This is a genomic window from Roseateles agri, assembly GCF_034043675.1.
Taxonomy (GTDB): Bacteria; Pseudomonadota; Gammaproteobacteria; order Burkholderiales; family Burkholderiaceae_C; genus KK5.
Genome location: NZ_JAXCLA010000001.1, coordinates 528,528 through 554,066, shown reverse-complemented (window position 1 = coordinate 554,066; position 25,539 = coordinate 528,528). Strand labels below are relative to the sequence as shown.

The window sequence follows — 25,539 nt, the reverse complement described above, 5'->3', positions numbered from 1 at the left end:
GGCGTCGACCATGCAAGTCCGAATCCGTACCTTTGATCCTCACTCGAGCGTCGTCGGCACCGAGCTGCTGGAGCTGGCGACGCTGCCCTCGCGCGGCGCCGAGCTACCGGATGGCCGCAGGGTACTCCATGCCGAGCAGGTAGCCCGCACCGCGGGCAGGAATCCGGCGCGGCAGTTGGACGTTGCCTGGTGGTGCCACGAGTTGCGCACACTGCTGCAGGCCGGCATGACCGTCGTTGAGGCGATCGACACACTCCAGGCTCAGGTGAGCGATCCGGGGCGGGCGCAACTTCAGGAAGCCTTGTTGCGAGAACTGCGTCGCGGGCGGCCCCTGTCCGACGCCATGCAGGATCTGGAGGTCTTTCCGATGGTGCTGGTGGCCAGTGTGCGGGCCAGCGAGCGCACGAGTTCCTTGCCTGAAGCGCTGACGGACTATTTGCGGTATCACGAGATGGTGGATGTACTGCGTAAGAAGGCCGTGAGCGCCGCGATCTATCCGACGTTGGTGCTGTCCCTTGGCCTGCTGGTTAGCGCATTCCTCCTTGTGGTCGTGTTGCCCCGCTTCGCCACGATGTACAAGGACTTGCGGGGGCAACTGAGCTGGTCCACGCAACTGCTTGTCGGCGCGAGCCGCTTCGTTCATGCGCACCAGGTCGAAGTGGTCGGCATTCTTGGTATTGCGCTGGTCGCGGGCGTGGCCAGTTGGCGCTACGGTTGGGTACATGCCCTCGGTGCTGGACTGGGCGAGCGTATTGGTCCCATTCGACGTGCAGTCGAGGAGTTTCATCGCGCCAAGCTGTATCACTCGCTGACCGTGATGTTCCGTGGAGGCTACACGCTCGATGAGTCGCTGCAACGCTGCGAGGGTCTGCAGCTGGGACAGAACATGGATGCATCGCTGCGGCAGGCAAGGCTTGCCATCGCGCGGGGTGAGCGCGTGTCGCGCGCGTTGTCGGAAGCCGAGCTGACCGACGTCGTCACGCAGCGCCTGCTGGCTGTGGGGGAGCGTTCCGGAAACTTCGATCGCATCCTGCAGACGATCGCTGAGCGCCATGCAGGCAACTTCGGGACCTTCATGGAGAGAGCGACACGCATCGTCGAGCCGTTGATGCTGCTGCTGGTCGCATTGCTGGTCGGCAGCATCGTTGTGCTGATGTACCTGCCGATTTTTGACGTAGCCAGTTCGATTCGATAGAGATGTCTGATATCCAAGACTTGAAGAGTGCGATTGCTGCCGCCCGGCGTGAGTCCAAGGCCGGGCGGGGCGTTGTGCTGGATCTCCTGCTGCGCGCGCTAGGGTGCGCTCCTGATCAGTTGGCCCAGCGCTTGCGCGCCGAAGCCGGCGTTGGAGCCATTTTTGATAGCGAGGGTTGGCGAGAGGATTTTGGGCGGCTCAGCATGGGGCAAGCGCGGGAACTCAAGGCGGTCGTGCTCGCAAGCAGCACAGGCGCTTCCCAGTTGCTGGCAATGGCTGACCCCTGGGATGAGGCTGCGCTGCGGCGCGTGGCTCGCGTCCTCGGCGCCACGCCTCCCGTTGCAGCCGCCTCTCGGCAGGTGTTGGGTCGTGTACTCGACAAAGTGGTCGCCATCGAGGATGAGTCACCTGCTGTCCAGTTGATGGAGACGTCAGATGGCGTGGAGGGACCCGTTGTCCAGTTTGTCGACGCGGCCTTGAGAAGCGGTTACGCCCGCGGTGCCAGCGATATCCATTTTGAATGCAGTCGTAGCGGTGTCGTTGTGCGCCTGCGCAAGGACGGTGTGATGCAGAGCTTTGCTCGGTTGGACGATGCGCGGCGTGCCGAAGAGGTCATCTCTCGCATTAAGGTCCTCGCGCAGCTCGACATTACCGAGAAGCGCCTGCCCCAGGACGGGCGCTTCCGCGTCGCACTTGAAGGCAATGACGTCGACCTTCGCGTGTCCATCATTCCGAGTGTCTTCGGTGAAGATGCTGTGCTGCGGCTTCTGGACAAGGCGCAGCTGCGTGACCCCCGCGACCAGGTGTCGCTGGACCTGCTGGGCTTCGATGCGGACAGCGCCCAGCGAATCCGCGACCTGGCCGAGTTGCCGCACGGTATGCTGCTCGTGACCGGTCCGACCGGCAGTGGGAAGACCACGACGGTCTACGCCTCCCTGTCCGAAGTCAACAACGGCATCGAGAAGATCATCACGATTGAAGACCCAGTCGAATACGAACTGCCGGGTGTGCTTCAGGTGCCGGTCAACGAACGCAAGGGCTTGACCTTCGCAAAGGGATTGCGTTCCATCCTGCGGCATGATCCCGACCGGATTCTTGTTGGCGAGATTCGCGATGCAGAGACCGCGGAGATCGCAGTGCAGTCTGCGCTGACTGGCCATCAGGTGTTCACGACCGTCCATGCGAACAGCATCTTTGACGTCACGGGACGCTTCAAACATTTCGGCTTGGACATGTTCGGCTTCATGGCCGCACTCAATGGCGTGATCGTGCAGAGGCTCGTGCGCTGCCTCTGCCCGATTTGTTCCGACTGGCGTCCCGTTGCGGAGCGGGAGGCCCATTGGCTCGCGAACATGGGTTTTGCCAATACTGCCGAGGTGCCGCAAGTCAGAGGCTGCGCGGCCTGCGACGGCACGGGCTACAAGGGGCGCCGGGTGATTGCCGAAGTTCACTCCGTCGATGACGCGTTTCGCGACCTGGTCACATCGCAGAGCCCGGTCTCGGCACTGCGTGAGCATGTCTACAGCAGAAACGTACGGACGCTTGGACAGCAGGGGGCGGACCTGATTCGCTCGAAGATCACCAGCACCGAGGAGATCAAGCGTGTGGTCGGCTGGCAGTAGCGTTGTGCGCATCTCGGACGCGTACCTGGGGACCCGGCAGGTGTGCCTGCGGCGGCGGGGCGAAATCGTGCTCTGTGAAGGCGTGCCGAACTGGGAGACGGGTTTGGAGCAACTTCTCGACGCATTGGAGAGCTATCCCCGGGAGCGGATCCGACTTTGGCTTAGCGGCGGTCTGTGCCGACCATTTCTGGTCGCTTGTGTGGACGGAGTCGAGTCGTCGCAGGAGTGGGAGCTCGTCGCGCAGACACTGGCTGCGGAGGCGACGGGGCTGAGCGAGCCTTGCGATGTATGGCTTGAAAAGGTTGCAGGTGGTCAAAGGTTGGCAGTCGCTCTTGAGCAATCAGTGAAGCAGCAGATCCTCAAATCCTTTGGAGGCCGATTGCGGGCGTTAGGGCCCTGGTGGAATGAGGTTCAGCGGACAGCGATGAAGAAGGACCGCAATCTGACGACTCTTGTTGTGCTTGATTGCGATGCCGTGACGATTCTGCGATGCGACCACAAAGCCCCGCAGAACTGGATGCATGCGCAAAGCACGGTGATCGGAGATCAGGACGCACTTGCCGTTATCAATCGACTTCGAATGGGACTCGACTGGCCAGAAGGTGACGACATTCCTCTGGTACGCCTACGAGCGGTCGGTGCATCTCCGGATCGGGCACTGCCGGTTAGCCGAGATCGTGAGGAGCAAGCGGTGTTTGCCCAGGAGGCCGCATGAGAGCGTCGCGAGTCGACTTCATGCCAGAGCGTACGCTCACAGTGCCGCTCGCGCTTTGGGTGTGTGTTTGCATAGGCGGTAGTGCGTTCGTTGCTCACCGGGCTTGGCAAGACTGGAGAACGGCGAACGACATTGACCATCAGAACCTGGTGCTGGCACAGCGGATCAACGAACTGACTGCGGAGGCTGACAAGCGCGGGCAGGTTGTCGCACCCGTTGCACCGTATCTGCCGGACGCACGGGTCATTGCCAAGACGGCGAGTTTTCCTGTTCAGCAGGCCTTGCATGCGCTCGAAGTCACGCGAGTCGATGGCATCCGGTTGAACAGCATCGACATTCATGCGGATCAGGGCTCAGTGGAACTGGCCTTGGAGTTTTCCGACTACAAGACCTTACTCGACTATCTTGAGTCGCTCAATGACGGCGAGCCGAATGCTCGCTGGAAGCTAAGGCAGGCGACGGCAGCATCAGGGGCGGGGCAAGCGACGATAGTCGCTGCTTGGTAGGTCCACAGAGGTTTCGCGTATCGCCCTTGGATTCCAAGACTGGGTATGAGCGACAAACCATGCAGTTGATGCAAATTTCGTCAAGTTGGTGACAGACCTTGCCATCGCTCAGGGTTAACAACATTGCAACAAGAGTTCGTCGGTCGTTAGCATGGATTCTAAGAATTGCTGCCACAGACCAACCACATGGTGGCAAGTCAAAACAATGAATGAGTGCTCGCAGGGAGGACTCTATATTCACCGACGCTTTCTCCTGTCGTGAGCGAGATCGTCCGCTGTATCCAGTCTGAGATGCTAGCGGAGAGGTGAGTACGGGCCAGTCCCTTCGGGCACTCTAGGGACTCAGATGCACTGCACATCCGACAATCGGCTGCCAACAATTCCGTACGGCAAGTCACATGGTGATCAATCGCCGATTCATCGCGTAGGTACAAGCGATGGAATGAGAGGGCGCCACGTGGCGATCATTGATGGCGTGCGGGGTGCCTCTCGATCCATGGACCCTGTGGCGGTTCGACCGCAAGACGGGATGCGCATACGGCGATTTGCTACTCCTCTCGTTGTTCTGGTAGTCGCGACTTTTGCTTTGTCCACGGTGACCACTGCAGGGGCGCAGGTCACTGTCGACGCGAACGGAAAGCCTTCCTTTCTCAAGGAAATTGGGGTGCCGCCGGGTGTCAATGGAATGGCTCCCAAGCTGGGCCTTGCGTATTCCGGTGGTAACGTGAATGGCCCGGTGGGCTACGGCTGGAGCATGCAGGGTGTTTCCATCATTACCCGCTGCCCAGCCAATTTGGCAACGGACCGCATTGTTGGAGCGGTCACGTTCGGTGCGGACGACAAGCTTTGTCTTGACGGGCAACGGTTGATTCAGGTCAGTCCTACCTCGGGCGACGTCATCAATGGCAGCTTTCCAGCGTCGGGTTCGACGACTCCCTTCCAGCGAGGCGATGCCGGAGGGCAGAGTAGCGGCAGCTTTATCGAGTATCGAACGGAGAAGGACGCCTATGCGCGGATCCGTTCGTATGGCGTTGCGAACGGTAGCGCAAGTACTGGGCCGGCCTACTTTCGCGTTTGGACCAAGTCTGGGCAAATCAATTCCTATGGTGCCGATCCGAGTGCGAGCGGTACTTCGGCTTTGATTCTTCAGACGTCTCAAGGCAGCGCGAATGCGCCGGCTGTCGCCTGGGCGATTGCAAGAATCAGTGACACCCTGGGCAACAGCATCGATTTCAAGTATCAACAGAGTGAGGTGGCGTGGGGCAGTGGTCCTGCCAGTCCGGCTGCAGCCGCACCAGGACATGAATGGCTTCTGTCGGAAGTGAGCTACGGTTCCAATAAAGTTGCGTTCAGCTACGGCGCGCGCGTGAATGGCGCGGGACCTCTGGATGGCAGCGAAGCCTATCAACTCGGCTTCAAGAATGTGAGCACGCAGTTGCTCCGGTCCGTGACGACCTATGCCGGTGCCACACCGGTCAGCACAATCAATCTGAGTTACACCGTGGGCTCGGTGTCGGGTCGCAGCCTTCTCTCCCGTCTTCAGGAGTGCGCCGGGAGTTCCCAAAGCACGAGATGCTTGCCGGCGACCACGTTTACCTATTCGGCGGGGGGCGGCGATGTCTATCAGCCCAGTGCTGGATTCGCAGCAAGTGGGCTTGCCACAGTCCCTTTGACAAACGCTGTCGGCACTTATGGCGTACTTATCGGTGACTTCGACGGCGATGGTCGCGCGGATATCTTGCGGTGGTCCGACAACCCTGCAAGCGACGCAAATCAGCTCTGGCTGAGCCGCACAAACGCGGGTGTCGATACCTTTGTCAAGTGGCCGGCGGGCTCTGCTGGAAATCAGTTCAACCTCAGTGCAGTCAATCTGAGTAAGTCGAATGGCTGCTTCGCGTCAATCACGGAGGACTTCAACGGTGATGGGCTGACGGACATCCTGAACGTTGCTCCGTCTTCTGATAGCTGCGTCGGCGGAAATACAACCCTGTATCTGAGCAATGGCGACGGGTCGTTTAAATCGATCGTTATCCAGGCAAACATAGACTTGACGCAAGCTGTAAGCACACAGACGAATGATCCTCTATCACCGGATGGTTACTACCGGTCCGAGGGGCGGAATTTCTATCTTTTGGATGTCAACGGTGACGGCTTACTGGACATCGTCACGACGATCTTGCCAAGCTCTCCGATAAACCACCGGCCCTTGCCGCCTGATCCATGTGCATCACGGATTTGTACTCGAGTGTTCTTGGGGCAAGGTGATGGGACATTTCAGGAGTTCGTCGGCACGAACCTGGCACATCAGACTCTCTACAGTCCGCCCGCATCAGCATTAAATGGATTTTCTGATCCTGCGAACACTGGCGATTGGAACGGCGATGGTCTTACGGACCTCTACGCGCTGAGTAGCGGGGTCTGGCTCTCGAACGGAGACGGAAACTTCACCTTCGTCTCAAGTGGGGGTGGTGGTGGATGTGGAACCCCTGTTGATTTTAATGGTGATGGACGGACAGACTGTTTGTCTCTCGGTACCGCCTCGTCATACCTTTTAACTGGAGGGGGCGGCGGACCCACTGGTAATTTCACGCTCGCAAGCCAAGCATTGGTTGGTCGAGATGCATATGGAAAGCAGAACCGTGGCGTTCGAATCCTGGACGCAAACGGTGACGGTCGAGACGACATTCTGGTGTGGTCCGACACGGCCGCAAACAATGCGCTGTGGCTGAGCAACGGTGACGGCACGTTCACGCAGTCCAACAGCTTCAAGCTGGATGGCGCCAACCCGGTTCAGTTGCAGAGTGCCGATCACACGACCGCGTTCGCCGTCGGTGACTTTACGGGGCACGGCGCAGCAGAGGTGCTGCGTATGCGGACAGACGGTGTTAGTGGAAACGGGGCGATCAGCAATCGCCTCTACACCAAGGTAGACGCAAGTCCACCTGATCTCTTGACCGGTGTCGTCTCAGGCTCGGGCGCCAGTACGGCTATCTACTACGTCCCGCTGACCAATAGCGTGCCGGCGGCGGGGGCTAGCCAAGCTCTGGGTCCTCGTTACACCAGCGATCGATCGGACGCTAATTTCAAGGCCGTCTACCCCCTCGTTGATATGGCCACAGCCGCCTACGTCGTGGCGACCGTCGTCGTTGACAGCGGAGTCGGATCTCAGAAGGTCGCCACTGAATACGCATACAAAGGTCTCAAGACTGATGCGTTAGGGCGTGGCCTGCTGGGCTTCCGGGAAGTTCTTCGCCAAGGGCTTGCCGCCGACGGTAGCGCGCTGACGACAGACTCGCTGTTGCTGCAGGTCTATCCGTATACGGGGATGCAAGCATCCGCCGCGACCTATGTTGGCGCGCTCAACACAATCGGTACCAAGACCCCGATCAGTCAAGTCAGCAATGTGTACTGCGACCTGACCAAGCTGACGGGTGCAGACAGTTCCACCAGCGCAGCGGCCGCCGCGGCGACCAGTGCCTCGCCGTGCCCCGTAGGCGCCAAGGTCTTCCGGCCCTTCCTTGTGAGCACGAGCGTGTCCAGCAAGGACCTGCTCGGCAATCCAATGCCAGCCGTGCAGACTCAGAATGTCTATGACGTTGCGGGGAATGTGAAGTCCGTAACAGTGTCCACGACCGGAACTGCGGCGGGCATCAACCAGACGTTCCAAAAGAGCACGAACAACGTCTACCAAGTCGATGACACCTCTTGCAGCGATTATCGGACTTGCAATTGGATCTTGGGACGGGTTACCCAGACTACCGCCACCAGCACGGTACCCAACAGCTTGGCCAGTATCGGCACGAGCCCAGGTTCCGCACCCAATGCCACAGCCACTTCCGGCAATGTCCAAACGCCAACGATTGGTGTTCTTGCGCTGAACCCGGCCACGATCACGCTGGGTCAGGGCGCCGCCCTGACATGGAACGCGAGTGGCGGTACCGCCGCTGCTACTTGCACGGGTGCGTTAGCAGGGTCGGGTTCTACGAGTCCGGTCACGGTCAGCGCTTCCGCTCTCGGGACGGGAGCCTGCACGGTGACCGTTACCAACTCGATAAGTCAATCCATCACCTCTTCGCCAGTGACCGCGACCGTAGTCGCGGCCCCGACGATCGCTACAGCCTCATTCGCAGCAGCCATTGTGACGACCGGTGGCACGAACACATTGACTTGGTCGGTCGGTGGCGGTGCCACCAGCGGTTCCGTGGTTTGCTCCGGTGCCGCAACGGGTTCGGGAACGAGCAGCCCGATGACCGTTGGCACGATGGGAATGGGGTCGGGAGCGTGCACAGTTACAGCGACCAATGCAGCCGGTACCCAGGTGAGCACGAGTCGCACCTTCTCGGTCGTCGGAGCGCCGACGGTGGCAGCCGCGTCGTTTGCCGCGGCCAATGTCACGACGGGGAACACCAACACGTTGATGTGGTCGGTCGGCGGTGGAGCGACCAGTGGCTCGGTGGTCTGCTCCGGTGCTGCGACCGGCTCGGGAACGAGCAGCCCGATGACCGTCGGCACAACGGGAACGGGAACGGGAACGTGCACGGTCACGGCGACCAATGCGGATGGTGCACAGGCGAGCACGAGCCGCACCTTCTCGGTTGTCGCGGCGCCGACGGTGGCAGCCGCGTCGTTCGCTGCGGCCAATGTCACGACGGGCAACACCAACACAATGACGTGGTCGGTCGGTGGCGGAGCCACCAGCGGCTCGGTGGTTTGCTCCGGCGCCGCGACCGGCTCGGGATCAAGCAGCCCACTGACCATCGGCACGACGGGGACGGGAACGGGGACATGCACGATCACGGCAACCAATGCGGACGGCGCACAGGCGAGCACGACGCGCACCTTCTCGGTCGTCGCGGCGCCGACGGTGGCAGCCGCGTCGTTTGCCGCGGCCAATGTCACGACGGGCAACACCAACACATTGACGTGGTCGGTCGGTGGCGGAGCCACCAGCGGCTCTGTGGTCTGCTCCGGCGCCGCGACCGGCTCGGGGTCAAGCAGCCCGATGACCGTCGGCACGACAGGGACTGGCGTGGGAACCTGCACAGTCACAGCGACTAATGCCGCCAACAGTACTGCGACATCGTCAGTGTCATTTAATGTAGTGGCGGCGCCGTCGATTACATCCGCTTCGATGAGTGGCGTCTACGTGACAGCAGGCAACAGCATCGTCTTCAACTGGTCGGCCGCCAATGCAGTAAGTACTGTCGCGACTTGCTCCGGTGCTGTAACAGGAGGTGGCTCAGGTTCCGCTAACAGCGGCAGCATCAGCATCGCTGCTGGCCAAAACGCGGGCACGGGAACATGCACGGTGATCGCAACGAATGCTGCCGGTAGCACTGTGCAGGCTTCAGCGTCGACGAACGTCGTACTAGCGCCATATTGGGATGGCAATCCACGCTTCAGTCCGACCAACTCCGTTACCGTGGGTGGAACCGTCAACTTCAACTGGGGGGACTGGAACGCTACGTCTTGGGCTGCGACCTGCAGCAATGGGGCGAGCGTCAGCGCAGACAACTCCACCGTCAACAACGGCAATGTCAAGGTGATTGGAATCTCGGCAAGCTCGAGCGCGTCTTGTACGGCCACCATTTTCAACGCGGCGGGAACGTCGATATCGCAAACCGTACCGCTTACCGTCGTCCCGGCAAGTGCGAATCTAGCCGCGCAACCAACTAACCAGAATGTCACTTTGGGTTCCAACGGCTCAACCATAGGGACGTTCACAATTTCCAACCAGAGCTCGGTTTCGGCCACGTCCTTGGCTATTGGGATCATCAACTATGGCGGAACTGGGAAAGGCAAGTTCCTGATTGCAACCGGAGGAACTTGCGTCGCGGGTGGGTCCCTTGACGCTGGAGCCTGGTGCACCGTTAAGGTCGAGTTTGATGCGGGATGCGGGCCAGCGGCGACGAAGACAGCTCAACTCAGTGTGGCAGGCGCGGCCGGTGGAACGCCAGCGATCGCGAACCTGGCTGTGTATAACAGCAGTGGAGTGTGCAATTGATCCGGGTACAGCACACCGCTGAGAGCGGCGAGGGTATATCCATGGCAGGAGCACCGATGAACGCTCGGGGAGGCTTTGCTTTGCCGCTGATGCGATTTGCAAGGCAAGTCGCTGCAGCCGTGGTGTTGATACCCACGGTGCTCACACTGCAGCCCGCACAGGCGCAAGCTCCGGCCAATGTGTACAGCTACAGCCGAACGACGGCGCTCAGCTACCTGCCCGCAGGAAGCGCAAAGGCAGGACTGCTGGCCAGCGAGACGACGGAGCCGGGAGCGGGCAAGGCGGACCTGTGCTCGACGACGACCTACGGCTACGACAGTTTCGGCAACCGGACCTCCGCCACCACGACCAGTTGCGCCGGCGTGTCGCCCGCGGCCAATTTCGCGTCGCGCGGCAGCACGGTCGCGTACGACAGTCAGGGACAGTTCCCGACCAGCGCCACCAATCCACTGTCCCAAACAGAAACCGCCAGTTTTGACGCACGCTTTGGCGCGAAGACCTCGTCCACCACGCCCGATGGATTGACGGTCACGTGGACACTTGACGCTTTCGGCCGGCGGACCAAGGAACTGCGCGTCGATCACACGAGCACCCTGACGGCCTACTGTGTCATAGGTGCTGGCCTGGACCTCAGCTCGAACAGCAGCATCCAGAACGGCGACCCTTTGAGCTGCCCCTCGGTCGCCAGCCCGGGAACCGCGGACGTGCCCGCCGACGCCGCCTCATTCGTGCACAGCGAACCCCGCGATGTCCTTGGCCGCAAGATGGGCGCATTCGTGCGTGTTTACAGGGACCGGCTGGGCCGCGAGATCCGCAGCGTCACGGAATCCTTCGATGGGAGTGCTCAGCCCAGTAGCTATCGAGGCGCCCTGATCGCCACCGACACGGTCTACAACCGCTACGGCGCGGTGAGCCTTCAAACCCAGCCCTACTTCATCGCCACCCGATCCAGCACGACGAGCGGCAATGGCGACGTGGGCGTCACGGCGACGACCTACGACGCGCTCGGGCGCCAGACGGCGATCTACCGGACGGACAGCCACGGAAGCGTGCAGGCCGGCTCGCAGAACGCCGTTGACTTTGGACCGTACGGCGGCACCGGCAGGCAAGCGGCGGTCGTCACCATCGCCTATGCCGGCACGACGACGACAACGACCAACGATCACGAACAGATCAGGGTCGAAGAGCACAATGCGATCGGTGAGTTGATCCGCGCCACCGACCCGCTCGGTGCCCAGATCGCCTACCAGCATGATGCCTTCGGCAACCTGCTGTTCACGCGCGATGCGCTGAACAACGTGATCGCGGTGAGCTACGACATTCGCGGCCACAAAGTCGCGTTGGCTGACCCCGATGCCGGCACGTCGGCCTACTGCTACGACGCCCTGGGCCAGCTCGTGGCGCAGCAAAACGCCAAGATGAGAGGGGCCAGCTCCCCGGCCTGCCCAACCAATCCGAACAACGGCTCGACGCTCGCCAATGCGGTGGCGAACTGGACCACGATGGCCTACGACCCCGTCGGACGCCTGGTCCATCGCATCGAGGCGGAGTATGCAAGCAACTGGTACTACGACAAGAACAAGGACGGCAGCTACTGCATGTCCGGCACCGCGCCGATGCGAGGCGCCGGCAGGCTCTGCCAGAGCACGACCAGCACGGGTGTCGGCAAGAAGTTCTCCTATGACAGCCTGGGACGATCCCAGTCCAGCCGAACCGATCTCGGCAATGGGCCCAGCTTCGCAAATGCAGTCGGCTACGACCGGCAAACGGGGAGATTAGCCACCCGCACCTATCCGAGCGGCCTGCAAGTAGGCTACAGCTACACCGGGCTGGGGTTCGTGCAGGAGATGGACCTGCTCACGGCCGCCACCGTGAATCCTCTTCCCGCCACGGGGAGCAATTCGGGAGCGAGCACCGGGCAGGCGCAAGGCATCGCACTGGCCGCAGGCAGCCTGCTTTGGCAGGCCCAGTCTGCGAACGCCTGGGGCGGGATCGAGCAACAGCTATACGGCAACAACGTCATCACGAACAAGACCTTCGAGGCCACGCAGAATCGGCAGATCACCCTCACCGCAGGCCTGAACGGTGCCAATGCGGCCGTGGCCAACCAGAGCTACGTCTGGGACAGCCTGGGCAATCTCAGCTCACGCAGCGATGGCAACGGAGACACGTCCTCGGGCGGTGTCTCCAGCGGGGCGGTCACCGAAGCCTTCAGCTACGACGCATTGAACCGCCTCTCCGGCTACCAGGTCGCGGCCAGCCAGATCGCGGGGCTGAGCCGATCGGTTCTGCTGCAGTACAACGCCTTGGGCTTGCTACTCTACAAGAGTGACGTCGGCAACTACAGCTACAGCGCACAGGGTGGGGCCCATCCGCACGCGCTCGCCGGCGTGGCGGGCGCGGTTACGAGCACCTACACGTATGACGCCAACGGCAACATGGTCACCGCCAGCGGCGGCAAGTACGCAGGGCTGGCCTACACAAGCTTCAACCTCCCCGACGCGCAGACCGGGATCACGGGGCGGGCCGGTAGCCTGCCCAGCTACACCTGGCAATACGACGAGAACCACCAACGCATCCGCGAGATCCGGGCCAATGCCGGTGGCACGCGCATCATCTACTACCAGCACCCCGACAACCAGGGGGCGCTGGGGTTTGAGAGCGAAGTGGAGGTCAACGCCACGACGAGCAACCGGCACTTCCTCAGCGTGTCCGGCCAGACGATCGGCGTGCTGGTCTCGACGGGTGCGCTGCCCGTGCTCGATGTCGCCCAAGCGGCACCGGAGCCGCTGGATAGCATCGTCCTGGTCAAGCTGGAGTACTGGCACACCGACAACCTGGGCTCGCTGATCAGTACGACCGATCACGCAGGCGCAGTCACTGAGCGCTATGCCTACGATCCGTTTGGCAAGCGGCGCTACGTCAACGGCAACTACGACGCCGACGGCCAGGTCCAGGCGGACTGGAGCTACACGGCCAACTGGGGCGCGGGCCGGGGCTTCACCGGGCACGAGCAGCTAGACGATGTTGGCCTAGTGCACATGAACGGGCGCATCTTCGATCCCGCCCTCGGCCTGTTCCTGCAGGTCGACCCGATGGTCCAGAGTCCGGGCAACCTGCAGAACTACAACCGCTACGCCTACTGTCTGAACAATCCGCTCAATTGCACGGATCCCAGTGGTTATGCAGGTGTAGATCATTTGGATGAGGTCACGGTGACGGGCACGCGGACCTACGACATCAGCGGCCTCACCGCGCTGATCTACATGAATATTTCGCCAGATATCTTGCGTTCGCTGTCGGATATTGAGTCCGCTGTCATTCTTGTTACCAAGCGGCCCAGTGCCTGGCCCAAGAGGAGCGCTCAGGCCAGCAGTCAGGCGGCTATCTGCGGGACGTCTTGTGCGACTATCGGGGGTCCAGCCGCGAAGGGCGCAGTCGAGACGGTGGTCGACGGGGCTGTGGACTTCTGGTCCGTAGTGAAAAGGGGCTGGGATCAGTCGATATCGTCGACAGATTCACTGAAAGACACCCTCATCGATAAGGTGCTACCTGCCTTGCCCGAAAGTGCGGCGGTGGGACCGCTCGTCAAGTTTGGAAAAGCGACAGAGGCAGAGATGGAAGCTGCACGGCTCGCTTCGGGAATGGAGAGAACCGCAGCGCAAGAAGCGCTAGCCGTAGAACGAACGTCCGCGAGCCAAATGCAAAAGGCAGTCGAGCGAGGCCAGGCACCTAAGGCAGTGGATCGAGTGGATAAGGCACATCCACAGCCAGGGGCAAAAGATCATGTCCATTTCAAGGACGGCACGTCAATTAATTATGACGGCACTCCCCATGATGCCCATAATGGAGTTCCAAATATCACGAATAAAATTCAGCAATGGCTGGAGAGTCATGGTTGGACTAGGAGATCAGAATGAGTCCTGAATTTTTGGCTGAATATCGATCCAGGATGCTTGCAGTTTGGGAAGAAAAGTCTTTATTTTTTGTACTGTATGCTGATTCAGTCCAATTAGGCTTCAATGACTTAGATGCGCAAACTCTGGGGCGGCTAGGTTTGCCATCCTGGGCGGCCCCGAATATTTGGCTCCACCCTCCAAAGAAGCTGCTAGATCGATACTTAAATTTAGGGGAAGACTCGAATGACCGCGAAATTAGGTATGACACGCATACTGGCAGGGTATTTGTAAACGATGTGACTGGAGAGCTTCTTGTTGCTTTGAGTGTTCTTGATTTTCTAACATTGCTTCTTGAGTTCGCGGAAATGATCGAGAAAAGCATTGCGCTCTGTGGTGCGGATGCATACTCAAATGGCCGTATTCCACGTTATTTGATATCGAAATTTTTGCAAAAGGTCGAAGCTCGACTAGGGACCAACGGCGCCAAGGAATCCATGTGGGGTCCCGAGCTGGATCAGCTGTCGAGAAATTCTTGTTGACGTGAATGCGTTTGCCTCGGAACTCCACACCTCAACCTCAACCCTTCCCGAGTAAATCTTGGATTACCAGGTCGAGACGCTTGGCCAGCGCGGTGAATCAACAAACGGCCTCTATCAAGTCTACCCAGACTAGTTCCCTTCACTCAGCAACTTTTCTCCAAACGACTGATATGGTTTCTGGGGCATTTGGTACGTCTTACAGAAGCAGAGGCCTTGCTTGTTTGTGAAAGGGGCGGTGGTTTGAAGAGCAGTTAGAGCAATAGAACCCGGATGTATGGGATCTTGCTCGTACTGAAACTGTTCGGTCGAATACATGACGTTCAATTCTCGCGACATCTGCTCGAAGTGACCAGTATTGCCTTTCTTCTCTTCAATGCGATCTATAGAATGCGGCCGCAGACAAGACTCGTATGCGGTCAGTTAAGGCAGTGGACGGTCCTTCATCGCTTCCAAAGTCCAAGCGTTCGCACCCGAGTCTCGATGAATACTTTGCATCGCTGCCAGAGATTTAACAGACAAATGGAGCGACATTTTTCCCCCTATCGAATCCAGGAATCGGGCCTAGGCAAATAGGGGCAAGCTTTGTGGCGACTGAGATGCATGTCTGTGGTGTTCTCAGGGTTTTTTCCAGGCGTGACTCTCACCTCTACCGATAGCATCCTGGCCTCGGGCAACAGCATAAATTGCCCACGAATTCAAAAGAAAAGTTCCCACCAGTAGTAGGTGCGGCCAGGGAGGAATGGTGGGTGTAGCACGGCAGAAGACTGCTGTGTGTGCGCATGCGTTCCTCATCTCCGCGGGAATCTGCATGGTGCGAACTCTGGGAAGAGGACGCAGATGGATCGGATGATGAGTCCAGTCAAGGAAGTAAAGCAAAGTCTGCTGAACGCCAGTTGCAGATTGATCGCACTGCTCGTGCCAGTCATCTTTTGCAACGCAGTTCATGGTCAAACGGCAGTGACCCTGCAGGCGCCCAATCTGGCTGGCCCCGTCTCCGGTTCCTTGGCCGGCAAAGCCGGAGTATCAGCGAGTGGCGCGTCGACCTACAGCGTGCCGATCACAGTGCCGCCCGGCACGGCGGGTGTCGTTCCCACGATCTCCCTCGATTATTCGAGCCAGTTCGGCATGAGTTCGATGGGGCAGGGATGGCGAATCGACGGCATGTCGCAGATATCACGGTGCCCGAAGACCATCGCCCAGGATGGCGTGCGACGAGGCATTGCATTGACTGCGGAGGATCAGTTCTGTCTGGACAATCAGCGGCTGCTGATGCTTCCGTCCAGCGGCATTCACGGAGCAACTGCGGAGTATCGACTGCAGATTGATGCGCAGAGCAAGGTGCGGGCGTTCGGCAGCGATCCGGCCAAAGGTCCTGACTACTGGGAAATCCGGACCAAAGCGGGCTTGATTTTCACGTACGGCAAAACGGCCGACGCGACGATCGAGGCTCAAGGTGTTGGCCGCCCCGTGTTGACCTGGGCGCTGTCGCGTGTCATGGACCGGCGCGGCAACTACTACGACGTACGCTACACGAAGATCAACACCAACCGGCAGGGTGAGTTCTATCTCGATCGGATTCTCTATACGGGTCACATCGATCAGTCGGGCAATGCCGCGGGCAATCGGTCGCCGTATAACGCCGTCCAGTTCGTCTATGAGGACCGGCCGGACTTGCAACTCGGCTTCGTCGCTGGGAGTCGCATCACCGGCTCCAAAAGACTCACTGCGGTCCGTACCCGCACCCTGACAGACGCTGATGGCGCCGGCGGCAACCTGGTGAGCGACTACAGGATCGCTTACACCATCGATCCCGCCAATGGGCGAAGCCTGGTCACTTCCATCAGCGACTGCGACGGGCTTGGCAACTGCCTATCGCCGACCAGTTTCGCTTGGTCTGTCCGAGACACCAGCGCAAATACTCTCAACGCAGCAGGTAGCGGCAACTGGGGCGGCCCTCAGGTAACGTTTACGACCAACCAGGTCGATGGCGAAAAGAGTCAACAGGTCCGCAATCAGGTTATCGCCGGGGACTTCAACGGCGACGGGCGTACCGATCTCATGCGGGGGGACGGAAGCGGGAACTGGCAAGTCTGCCTGTCTCAGGGAAGCGGCTTCAGCTGCCAGAACTGGTCGGGGCCGGCAGTCTTGACGCGGGACGCGCTCACTGGAGATTTCAACGGCGATGGCAAGACCGATCTGGCCGTGTACCCGAAGGTCGACGGCCCCGGGAACTGGACCATGTGTCTCTCGACGGGCAGCGGCTTCAGTTGCAGCACCTGGGCTGGATACGGCGCCACCTACCGCTATAGCAACGGCGAAGTTACCGGCGCCCTTGTTGGCGACTTCAACGGCGATGGCCGCGATGACATCGCCCTGGCGGGTGTCAACTCCGGATCGGAGTTGATCTGCAAGTCGACCGGATCCGGATTTGAGGGCGGCTGTGGGAGCTACCCGGGTTCCTATGCGTTCATCTACTACGCGAAGCTCGCGTCGGATGACTTCATCCAGGCTTTCGCGACCAGCCAGATGGCGGGCGATATCGATGGCGATGGCCGTACCGACATCATTCACCTGCAGGGATTTCGGCGACAGCCGACAGTCTACCCAGCAGGGTCCTGGGCGGGCCTCCGGGCAACCGACACCGGCTTCCAGCCGTTTGGCGTTCGCTCAACGGGCCAGTTGCTGGAGGACGGTGTGCCCAGCCCAGGAACCTCAAAATTCACTGACGTCACGGCGGATTCGTTCGCGCCGTTGAGCGATGTCGTCAACGGCTACATATCGGATGGACAGGGCGGCATTGACCGGGTGGAACTCTGCCGGAGCAATGGCACGACGCTCATGACTTGCGCCAATCTACCGGCCTCGGGTTGGATCAGTCCGCTGGTATCGCAAGTCGCCGACTTCGATGGCGATGGCCGCCCCGATGTCTTGATGAGCGATGGTCGTCTTTGTCAGCTCGCAGTTTCCGCATACGGCGATTCGAATGTGGATCAGTACAGCTTCAACTGCGCACCCTGGACATTCCCGACTTATCCTGCAAACGGGCGTCAGAGTGTATGGGGCGATTTCAATGGCGACGGTCGGATGGACTTGGCCACATACGTCGAGACGTCGAGCAGCACCGGCTATTGGACGATCGGCCTAAGCGGTCATGGAGGCTTTCAGAACCTGTTGGATACCGTGACTAACGGCGTAGGACAGCAGACCCGGTTCGTCTATAAGCGCCTTAATGATCCGTCGATCTATACCATCGGCGCTGATCTGCCCTACCCGAAAGCGCCGCTGCGTGGGAGCGGGCCGGTCGTCGCTTCGATGCAGACCGGGAACGGTGTTGGTGGCTGGTTGACCACCGACTTTCAGTACGAGGCAAATAGAACCGATCTGTCGGGTCGCGGTGTGCTTGGCTTTCAGAAAAGACGAGCCATTGACCGCGCAAAGAACATCACCACTCAGACGACTGTCAGCCAGGACTATCCAACGATCGGAATGCCAACTGAAATACGGGCGACCCAGGCCAACGGCATCGTCCTCAGCCTGGAGAGCTCGACGTATGACAGCGTTGCCACAGTGGCTGGTGCGCTCTGTCCATATGCCAAGAACAGCAGCAAGCAGTTGAAGGACCTGAACGGCACGCCCATTTCCACGGTAACCGCTTCGGTAAACACGGGCGGCATCGACGCGTACTGCAACATCACAAACGCGACGGACACGATCAGCACATCTGATGGAGCATCGTTCTCGACTACGACCGTCAGCGACTACGTCAACCGGACGGACACCTGGTTGATCGGCCTGCCGAGCACGAGCACGGTCAGCAAGACGGCATTCCAACCTTACGCCAACCCGACGCCAGCAAGCCTTGTCTTGAAACTGTGCAGCACTACGGTCCCCAGCACCGCTGCGGGATCCATGTCATGCACCTTGGGCAACTTGGGGCAAACGGCCGCAAGCAGCATCGGCTACACATCCGGCTCTGGTACGACGACCACGGGACCGGTGAGTTGTGAATCGGGAAGTGACGACTGCGGTATTGTGAAGGTGACGTCCGGCGGCACAGCTGGAAGCTACACCGGCACACTCACTGCGACGCCTTCTCCGGCCGGCGGCGCCGTTTCGAGGGTATACGCCATCGTCGTCAAGTCGCCCCCGATGCTGACACTGACGAGCTGCAGCACTTCGCCGCCTAGCACGACAGCCGGCAAGATGACATGCACTATCGGGAATGGCGGGCAGACCGCAGCAACTGGCATTGCCTATGGCTATGGCAGCGGCGTCTCAGCATCCGGACCCAGCAGCTGCGCGGCGGGCAATGCCAACTGCGGTACCGTGGTCGTGACTTCCAATGCCGCTGCAGGGAATTACGGTGGCACCTTGACAGCAACGCCCACACCGTCCGGTATCAACGCGACGCAGTCCTACGCCATCGTCGTGAATACACCTCCGGCGCTGACGCTGACGAGTTGCAGCACGTCCTCACCGAGCACGACTGCTGGCGTCTTGAGCTGCACGTTGGGGAACAGCGGGCAAACGACGGCAAGCAGTATTGGGTACAGCTCGGGAAGCGGCACCACTGCTACTGGTCCTGCCAGTTGCGCGGCTGGGAACGCCAATTGCGGCACTGCAACCGTAACGTCCAGTGCTGTTGCGGGAAATTACTCCGGTAGCTTGGCAGTCACGCCTACGCCCACGGGCTCGAGTGCGTCTGCGAGCTACGCCATTGTTGTCAATACGCCCACGGCACTGACGCTGACGAACTGCTCGACGTCTTCTGCGAGTACCGCCGCAGGCACCATGAGCTGCCGACTAGGCAATAGTGGGCAGACCGCTGCCAGCGGCATCAGCTACGGGTCGGGCAGCGGAACCAGCGCGACAGGGCCAGCGAGTTGTGCAGCTGGCAATGCGAATTGCGGCAACGTCACGGTCACGTCCAATGCGGCTGCCGGTACGTACACCGGTACTTTGACTGCCACGCCCACACCTGCGGTTGGTGCTGTGTCTGCGGGCTACACGATCGTCGTCAATACCCCGCCGGTGCTGACCCTAAGCAATTGCAACACGTCTTCCCCGAGCACAGGAGCTGGCTCGATGAGCTGTACGGTGGGCAATAGCGGCCAGACTGCGGCCAGTGGCATCGGCTATGGGGCCGGTACCGGGACCACCGTCGCCGGGCCTTCAAGTTGCGCAGCAGGCAGCACGAACTGCGGCACTGTCATCGTCAGCTCCACCGCTACCGCCGCAACCTATTCCGGAATATTGAGCGTGACGCCTACGCCCGCTGGCACGGTTGCGACCAAGGCCTACACGATCGTGGTGAACACGCCGCCTGCCTTGACCTTGACAAATTGCAGCACATCCGCGCCGAGCACGGCCTCGGGCGCGATGAGTTGCACGCTCGGCAACAGCGGCCAGACATCGGCGAGCAGCATTGGCTTTGGGTCGGGGGGCGGTACCTCGGTGGCTGGGCCGAGCGGGTGCGCCGCGGGCAACGCCAACTGCGGGACGGTGACCGTGACGTCCAGCGCTGCCGCCGGAAGCTACAGCGGCACCTTGACGGCGACGCCGACGCCGGCCGGGAGCGCAGCCTCGGCCGGCTATGCCATCGTCGTGAACACGCCGCCGGCGCTGACGCTGACGAACTGTGCTACCTCATCGCCCGGCACGGCGGCAGCTACGATGACCTGCACGCTGGGGAATGGTGGTCAGACATCAGCAAGCGGCGTCAGCTATGGAGCAGGGGGCGGAGCAACTATCACCGGCCCCGCCAACTGTACCGCAGGCAATCCCAGCTGCGGTACGGTGAAAGTGACTTCCGGTACGACAGCCGGCAGCTACTCGGGCACGCTGACGGCCACGCCCGTACCGAGCGGTTCGGTCGCATCGGCGGGCTACACATTGGTGGTCCTAACGCCACCGGCATTGGGGTTCAGCAGCTGTTCGAGTTCATCGCCGTCTACTGCCGTGGCAACAATGAGCTGCGTCCTGAGCAACGGTGGCCAGGCCAGCACCGCGGTGAACTACGGTGTTGGAGCCGGAGTCTCAATCAGTGGGCCGGGTAGCTGCGCCGGAAATACAGGCAACTGTGGCACCGTGACGGTCACCACATCTAGTACCCCGGGGCCTTACACGGGAACCTTGAGCGCGCTAGGCACGGCCGGCGGCAATGGTGCAAGCGCGGGTTACTCGCTGAGGGTATGGTCCAACGGCACCACGATTTCTGTGTCGCCAGGCATCCTGGACTGGGGGACGGTGACCGGTGGCGGCTCACAAAAATCGGTGACGGTACAGAACACGGGCCTGGCGCCGACGACCCTGTCTTGGGGCGTGACCTACACGAGTGGCAGCATCGGCATGGGAGGCTACTCGACGGCGGGAGCGCAGACGACATGCGTGTCGGGCCAGACCCTGGATATCGGTGGCAACTGCACGATCGCGGTGACCTTCACCAGCCAGTGCACGACGCACGGGTCGCGCAACGGATTGCTGAACGTGTCGGGGAGCGGAGCGACGCAGGTGTCGGCGACGCTGGCGGCGAACTCGCAGCGCTCGACGTCATGCAACTGAGCGCCGGAGCATCCGCGATGGAGAAGAACACAAAGCGGCCCCCACGGGGCTTGGCGCCGAGCCTGATGTTGGGCCTGAGATTGGGCCTGACGTTGAGCCTGCTGGCGTGCGGCGGCGCGCTGGCGCAAACCACGACGACAGTGACGCGCACGATCGCGTACGAGTACGACGCCTACGGCCAGCTGCAGAAGGAGACGACGGAGCCCGGCAACGCCGCGCTGCAGGTGGTCACGCAATATGCGCGGGAACCGGTGGCCGGCGCGGACTACGGACTGATCTCCAAGAAGACACTGACCTGGCAAGACCCGGCAAGCGGCGCGACCCTGTCCCGCGACGTGCAGACCACCGGCTACGACGCACGGGGCCGCTTCGCGCTCAGCCAGACCAACGCCAAGCAGCAGACGGTCAGCAGCAACTACGACGACGGCACCGGCGCCGTCCTCAACGCGACCGACCCCAACCTGCAGCAAATGCAATGGCAGTACGACGGCTGGGGCCGCAAGACGCGAGAAACCCGCCCGGACGGCACGGCCACGAGCTGGGCCTATCGCCAATGCACGGACAGCTGCGGATGGGCCGTAGCGGTGACGATCACGCAGCAATGGTCCGGCACGAGCCAGACCACCGTGCCCAAGGAAGAGTTCAGCGACGCCTCGGGGCGCGTGGTGCTGGTGCGCAGCTGGGGCCTGAACGCCGAGCCCATGGTGACCGAGACCAGCTACTCGAGCCTCGGCTACACGGCGGCCGTGTCCCGCCCGCGGTTCCAGGCGGACACGCCCGTGTGGACCTACTACGACCGCGACGACATCGGGCGCGTCACCCAGATCCGGGCGCCATCGCAGGACGGCAGCGCAACCGACACCACCCAGTATGTGTACGACGGCCGATTGCTGACGATGACCGACGCGCGCAGCCAGGTGCGCGTGGAAGAGCGCAACGGCCTGGGCAAACTCAAGGCAGTTACCGACGCACTGGGCTGGACGACCCGCTACATCTACGACGGCTTCGGCAACTTGGTGCGCACCCTGGATGCCAAGGGCAACCAGATTGACATCGGCTACGACAAGCTGGGCCGCAAGGTCTCGCTGAGCGATCCCGACCTGGGCAGCGTGCAGTACTGGGTCGACCCGCTGGGCCAGACCTGGAAGCAGCAAGACGCCAAGGCCCAAGTCACCACGTTCAGCTACGACGAGCTGGGCCGGCTGGTCCAGCGGCTCGAGCCGGACCAGGACTCCCGCTGGGACTACGACGGTGCCGCTCATGGCGTGGGCAAACTGGCCGAGGCCTACACCGTCATCGGCACCGGTACCAAGGACTACCGCAGCGTCTACGGCTACGACGCGCTGTCGCGGCCGAGCAGCGTGACGACCAGCCTGGACTGGGACTACATCAGCGAGACCCTGTACGACGGCTTCGGGCGCAGCTACGGCACCCGCTACACGCGACGCACCCGAGGCGGCAGCGGCGGCGTGAGCACCCTCGTCTACACCAGCTTCAACGCCCAGGGCTATGCCGACAAGACCTACCGGCAAGACGGCAGCACCAGCACCCTGGTGTGGCAGCAACTGGCCATTGATGGAGAAGGCCACAGCACCCGCCAACAGCTGGGCGCCAGCTCGCTGCTGCTGCGCCAGTACAACCGCTACACGGGCCGCCTGGAAGCCGTGCGCGGCGGTGCACCGGCCGGCGGCGACGTCAACGCCAGCCAGCAAGACGACACCTACCAGTACGACGTGCTGGGCAACCTGATCTACCGGGCACAGCTCACCAACAGCGCCACACTCATCCAGGAGAGCTTCGAGTACGACGAACTCAACCGCCTCGAGACCAGCCAACTGGGGGGCGTCAGCAACAGCTTCAGCTACGACACGCTGGGCAACCTCAAGAGCAAGGCTCACGTCGGCACCTACGCTTATCCGGCGTCCGGCGCGGGCGCCGTGCGCCCGCATGCGCTCAGCGCCATCACCGGCACCGTGGCCGGGCTTGTGAACCCCGGCTTCAGCTACGACGCCAACGGCAACCTCGTGAGCGGACTCAACCGCAGCTATGCGTGGACAGCCGCCGACCAGCCCCGAAGCATCGACAAGCTCAGCGCCGGCGTGGCCGTGCAGCGCACCGAGTTCGTGTACGGACCCGATCACCAGCGCGTCAAGCAGCAGGTCAGCACGATGAGCGGCGGCAGCCCGCAGGCGAGCACCTCCACCATCTTCTATGCCGGGGCCTTCCAGAAAGAGATCGACGCGACGGCCAACGTCACCATCATCCGCATCAGCCTGGGCGACCTGGGCTATGTGGAAGAGCGGCTCAGCGGGACCGCCGTGGCCGCAGACGCCACCGCCACGCGCAACGCCCGGCTCTTCCTGAAAGACCACCTCGACTCGGTCATCGGCGTGATGGACGAGGCCGGCACGGTGCTGCAACGCATGAGCTACGACGCCTGGGGCCGGCGGCGCAACCCGGACGGCAGCGACGACGGCTGGGACAGCCTGGGCACGCTGGCCAACAACCAGGACAACTCCGGCTTTACGGGCCACGAGCAACTCGACCAGCTCGGGCTGGTGGACATGAACGCACGCATGTACGACCCGATCACGGGGCGGCACACGAGTGCGGATCCGACGGTGCCCAACCCGGCCGACCAGCAGGCCTTCAACCGCTACAGCTATGTGCTCAACAACGCGCTGATCTACACCGACCCCACGGGGCTGGCGCCGGAGCTGCTGGTGTTTGCTTCGCTGACCAATCCGCTGGGGCTGCAGCCGAACCAGGTGAGTGAGAATCAGGATCGCGAGAGAGACAAGGATGAAGCGCAGAAGAAGGAGAAGAAGGAGTCGGTCGCAGAGGAGGCCCGGTGCAAGGGGATGGCGGGTACCTGCGCGGTGATCTACCCCAATGGCAAGTCGGGCGAGGACTCGAGCATTGTTGGCAAAGCCAATAAGGCCGCACAGGGCGAAAGTGCCTCCGAAACCGTTGCCCAGTTGCCACCCTCCCTCTTCTTTGCTAGGCCTCCGATCGCACCTGTACCACCAGAGCTGCTGAAACCTGGGCGAATGACGCCGCTCGAAGAATTGCCAGAAGGCTCGGCTGGGGGACCGGGTGAAGGGAAGTATTTCCCGAAGTCGCTACGGAAAAACACCCCCGAAGGCGAGCCCTGTGGATACTGCGGGACACCAACAACAAAAACTCCGGGTCAAGACAATACGTTGAACCTCGATCACGTCGTACCGAGGGCCGGCCCACGTGCTTCGCCGGTTCCACCTGAAGGTGCTGCGGGGGCTCCGAAGGGAAATAATTCTCCGGAAAATAAAATACCATCTTGCCGTGATTGCAATTTGGATAAGAGCAATAGAACTCCTCGGCAGTGGTATATGGATAATGGGTGGGCTGATGCCGGCAGGCATCTTGAAGGAAAGATATGGATGTCGGCAATTTTCGAATTCTTCTCGAGCTAGATTCTTCAGATTGGCATGCACATTCCACTGAAAGATTGTGGGCCGAGAAGGTGGTTAATGATGGGGTCGACTGCTTTCGAATTGTGAACTCTCCATTCTTTTTTAGAGGATTGTCTAATCACGATGTGGTTCGTGCAGTTTGGTCCGATAAATTTGATTCATATATATTTCAAGATGTGCTTGAACATTCTGGTAGATCAACTTATATGATCTTGGTGCCAATTGAATCTTCGCGTCGGTTCGAAGAATTTTCTTGGCCGCCGTTTTCAGCGTTGGGATGCGAGTACGAGAGGACGTCCATAGAGATAAGTATGGGGAAAATGATGTTGTACGCTGTCGATATCCCTGAAGTGACAAATATATTTGATGTTTACAAATTGCTGTCGATGGGAGAGAGTCGGCAAGAATTTCTATTCCAAGAAGGTTACGTCGGCCATGAGTTAACCAATGGTGGAAATCGGCAATAACTTCGCCGCAAGGCGAGGCGACGATCAGCGCCTTTCCGCCGAACTTCTTTGTAGACAATTTGGCTGGGCGCAGCCTTCGGTATCTTGCCGCTCCAGTTGCGCTGGAATTAGCGGACCCCAATAAGCGACACCAGGAGCGCCTTGGTCGCGGCATCTGGGCTACGACGCGCTGTCGCGGCCGAGCAGCGTGACGACCAGCCTGGACTGGGACTACATCAGCGAGACCCTGTACGACGGCTTCGGGCGCAGCTACGGCACCCGCTATCGCCGACCAATGGCGCCAGACATCGGCGGCTCCTGGCGCTCTGTGACCGCGGTCCGCTTGGCCTGCAAGGGCTGGAGCGTCTACCTTCGGTAACGGATTTCAATGACCCATCGAAGGGGCGCCAGCGCTGGCATAATGGCCTCGCGATGTCGGCGGTTCGATCCCTGATGTCGCGTTGTCAGTCAGGTGTACCCAGTGGTGTACCCGCTGCGACGAACGAACTGGACGAAAAAAGGGGCAGAGCCACCCGGGAAAAATCATTGGATCCCGCCCCAGCCACCAAACATCTCAGAAGCCCATCCATCGCGATGGGC

Annotated in this window: 11 protein-coding genes; all 11 read left to right on the top strand. The window is 60.9% G+C overall.

Features of this window, described 5'->3' with window-relative positions:
- Positions 1 to 10 precede the first annotated feature (10 nt).
- The 11 genes from SNE35_RS02465 (at position 11) to SNE35_RS02420 (ending at position 25,318) form a co-directional block, all read left to right on the top strand.
- Positions 11 to 1,195: a type II secretion system F family protein gene (locus tag SNE35_RS02465; RefSeq protein ID WP_320421221.1), complete on the top strand. Its 1,185-nt coding sequence runs from the start codon at positions 11 to 13 to the stop codon at positions 1,193 to 1,195.
- Positions 1,196 to 1,197: 2 nt separating this feature from the next.
- Positions 1,198 to 2,817 carry a GspE/PulE family protein gene (locus tag SNE35_RS02460; protein ID WP_320421219.1) on the top strand — a complete coding sequence of 540 codons (1,620 nt, stop codon included), beginning with the start codon at positions 1,198 to 1,200 and terminating at the stop codon, positions 2,815 to 2,817.
- Between the two features lie 4 nt (positions 2,818 to 2,821).
- Positions 2,822 to 3,532, top strand: coding sequence for a hypothetical protein (locus SNE35_RS02455; RefSeq protein WP_320421218.1), 711 nt, complete (start codon positions 2,822 to 2,824; stop codon positions 3,530 to 3,532).
- A gap of 20 nt (positions 3,533 to 3,552) precedes the next feature.
- Positions 3,553 to 4,038 carry a hypothetical protein gene (locus tag SNE35_RS02450; protein WP_320421217.1) on the top strand — a complete coding sequence of 162 codons (486 nt, stop codon included), beginning with the start codon at positions 3,553 to 3,555 and terminating at the stop codon, positions 4,036 to 4,038.
- Positions 4,039 to 4,495: 457 nt separating this feature from the next.
- Positions 4,496 to 10,042 (top strand): FG-GAP-like repeat-containing protein, encoded by a 5,547-nt coding sequence (locus SNE35_RS02445; RefSeq protein WP_320421216.1) that lies wholly within the window; start codon positions 4,496 to 4,498, stop codon positions 10,040 to 10,042.
- 56 nt (positions 10,043 to 10,098) lie between these two features.
- A complete protein-coding gene (locus SNE35_RS02440; RefSeq protein WP_320421215.1) occupies positions 10,099 to 13,962 on the top strand; it encodes an RHS repeat domain-containing protein in 3,864 nt (1,287 codons plus the stop codon).
- Positions 13,959 to 14,480, top strand: coding sequence for a hypothetical protein (locus SNE35_RS02435; RefSeq protein WP_320421214.1), 522 nt, complete (start codon positions 13,959 to 13,961; stop codon positions 14,478 to 14,480). The genes SNE35_RS02440 and SNE35_RS02435 overlap by 4 nt, the downstream gene beginning before the upstream one ends.
- Positions 14,481 to 15,329: 849 nt before the next feature.
- The gene (locus SNE35_RS02430; RefSeq protein ID WP_320421213.1) at positions 15,330 to 21,041 is read left to right on the top strand and encodes an FG-GAP-like repeat-containing protein; all 5,712 of its coding nucleotides are present in this window, start codon (positions 15,330 to 15,332) and stop codon (positions 21,039 to 21,041) included.
- A gap of 17 nt (positions 21,042 to 21,058) precedes the next feature.
- Complete coding sequence (locus SNE35_RS02425; protein WP_320421212.1) at positions 21,059 to 24,493, top strand: RHS repeat-associated core domain-containing protein; 3,435 nt, start codon at positions 21,059 to 21,061, stop codon at positions 24,491 to 24,493.
- The gene (locus SNE35_RS32060) at positions 24,457 to 24,960 is read left to right on the top strand and encodes a DUF4265 domain-containing protein (RefSeq protein WP_431312699.1); all 504 of its coding nucleotides are present in this window, start codon (positions 24,457 to 24,459) and stop codon (positions 24,958 to 24,960) included. The genes SNE35_RS02425 and SNE35_RS32060 overlap by 37 nt, the downstream gene beginning before the upstream one ends.
- Positions 24,961 to 25,147: 187 nt before the next feature.
- Positions 25,148 to 25,318, top strand: a complete 171-nt coding sequence (locus SNE35_RS02420) for a hypothetical protein (protein WP_320421210.1) — start codon at positions 25,148 to 25,150, stop codon at positions 25,316 to 25,318.
- The last annotated feature ends 221 nt before the right edge of the window (positions 25,319 to 25,539 follow it).

Bases quoted from the DNA above. Each gene is read 5' to 3' on its own strand.
- SNE35_RS02440 (WP_320421215.1), top strand. From the start codon at position 10,099: ATGAACGCTCGGGGAGGCTTTGCTTTGCCGCTGATGCGATTTGCAAGG.
- SNE35_RS32060 (WP_431312699.1), top strand. From the start codon at position 24,457: ATGGATGTCGGCAATTTTCGAATTCTTCTCGAGCTAGATTCTTCAGAT.
- SNE35_RS02425 (WP_320421212.1), top strand. From the start codon at position 21,059: ATGGAGAAGAACACAAAGCGGCCCCCACGGGGCTTGGCGCCGAGCCTG.
- SNE35_RS02430 (WP_320421213.1), top strand. From the start codon at position 15,330: ATGAGTCCAGTCAAGGAAGTAAAGCAAAGTCTGCTGAACGCCAGTTGC.
- SNE35_RS02460 (WP_320421219.1), top strand. From the start codon at position 1,198: ATGTCTGATATCCAAGACTTGAAGAGTGCGATTGCTGCCGCCCGGCGT.
- SNE35_RS02450 (WP_320421217.1), top strand. From the start codon at position 3,553: ATGCCAGAGCGTACGCTCACAGTGCCGCTCGCGCTTTGGGTGTGTGTT.
- SNE35_RS02465 (WP_320421221.1), top strand. From the start codon at position 11: ATGCAAGTCCGAATCCGTACCTTTGATCCTCACTCGAGCGTCGTCGGC.
- SNE35_RS02435 (WP_320421214.1), top strand. From the start codon at position 13,959: ATGAGTCCTGAATTTTTGGCTGAATATCGATCCAGGATGCTTGCAGTT.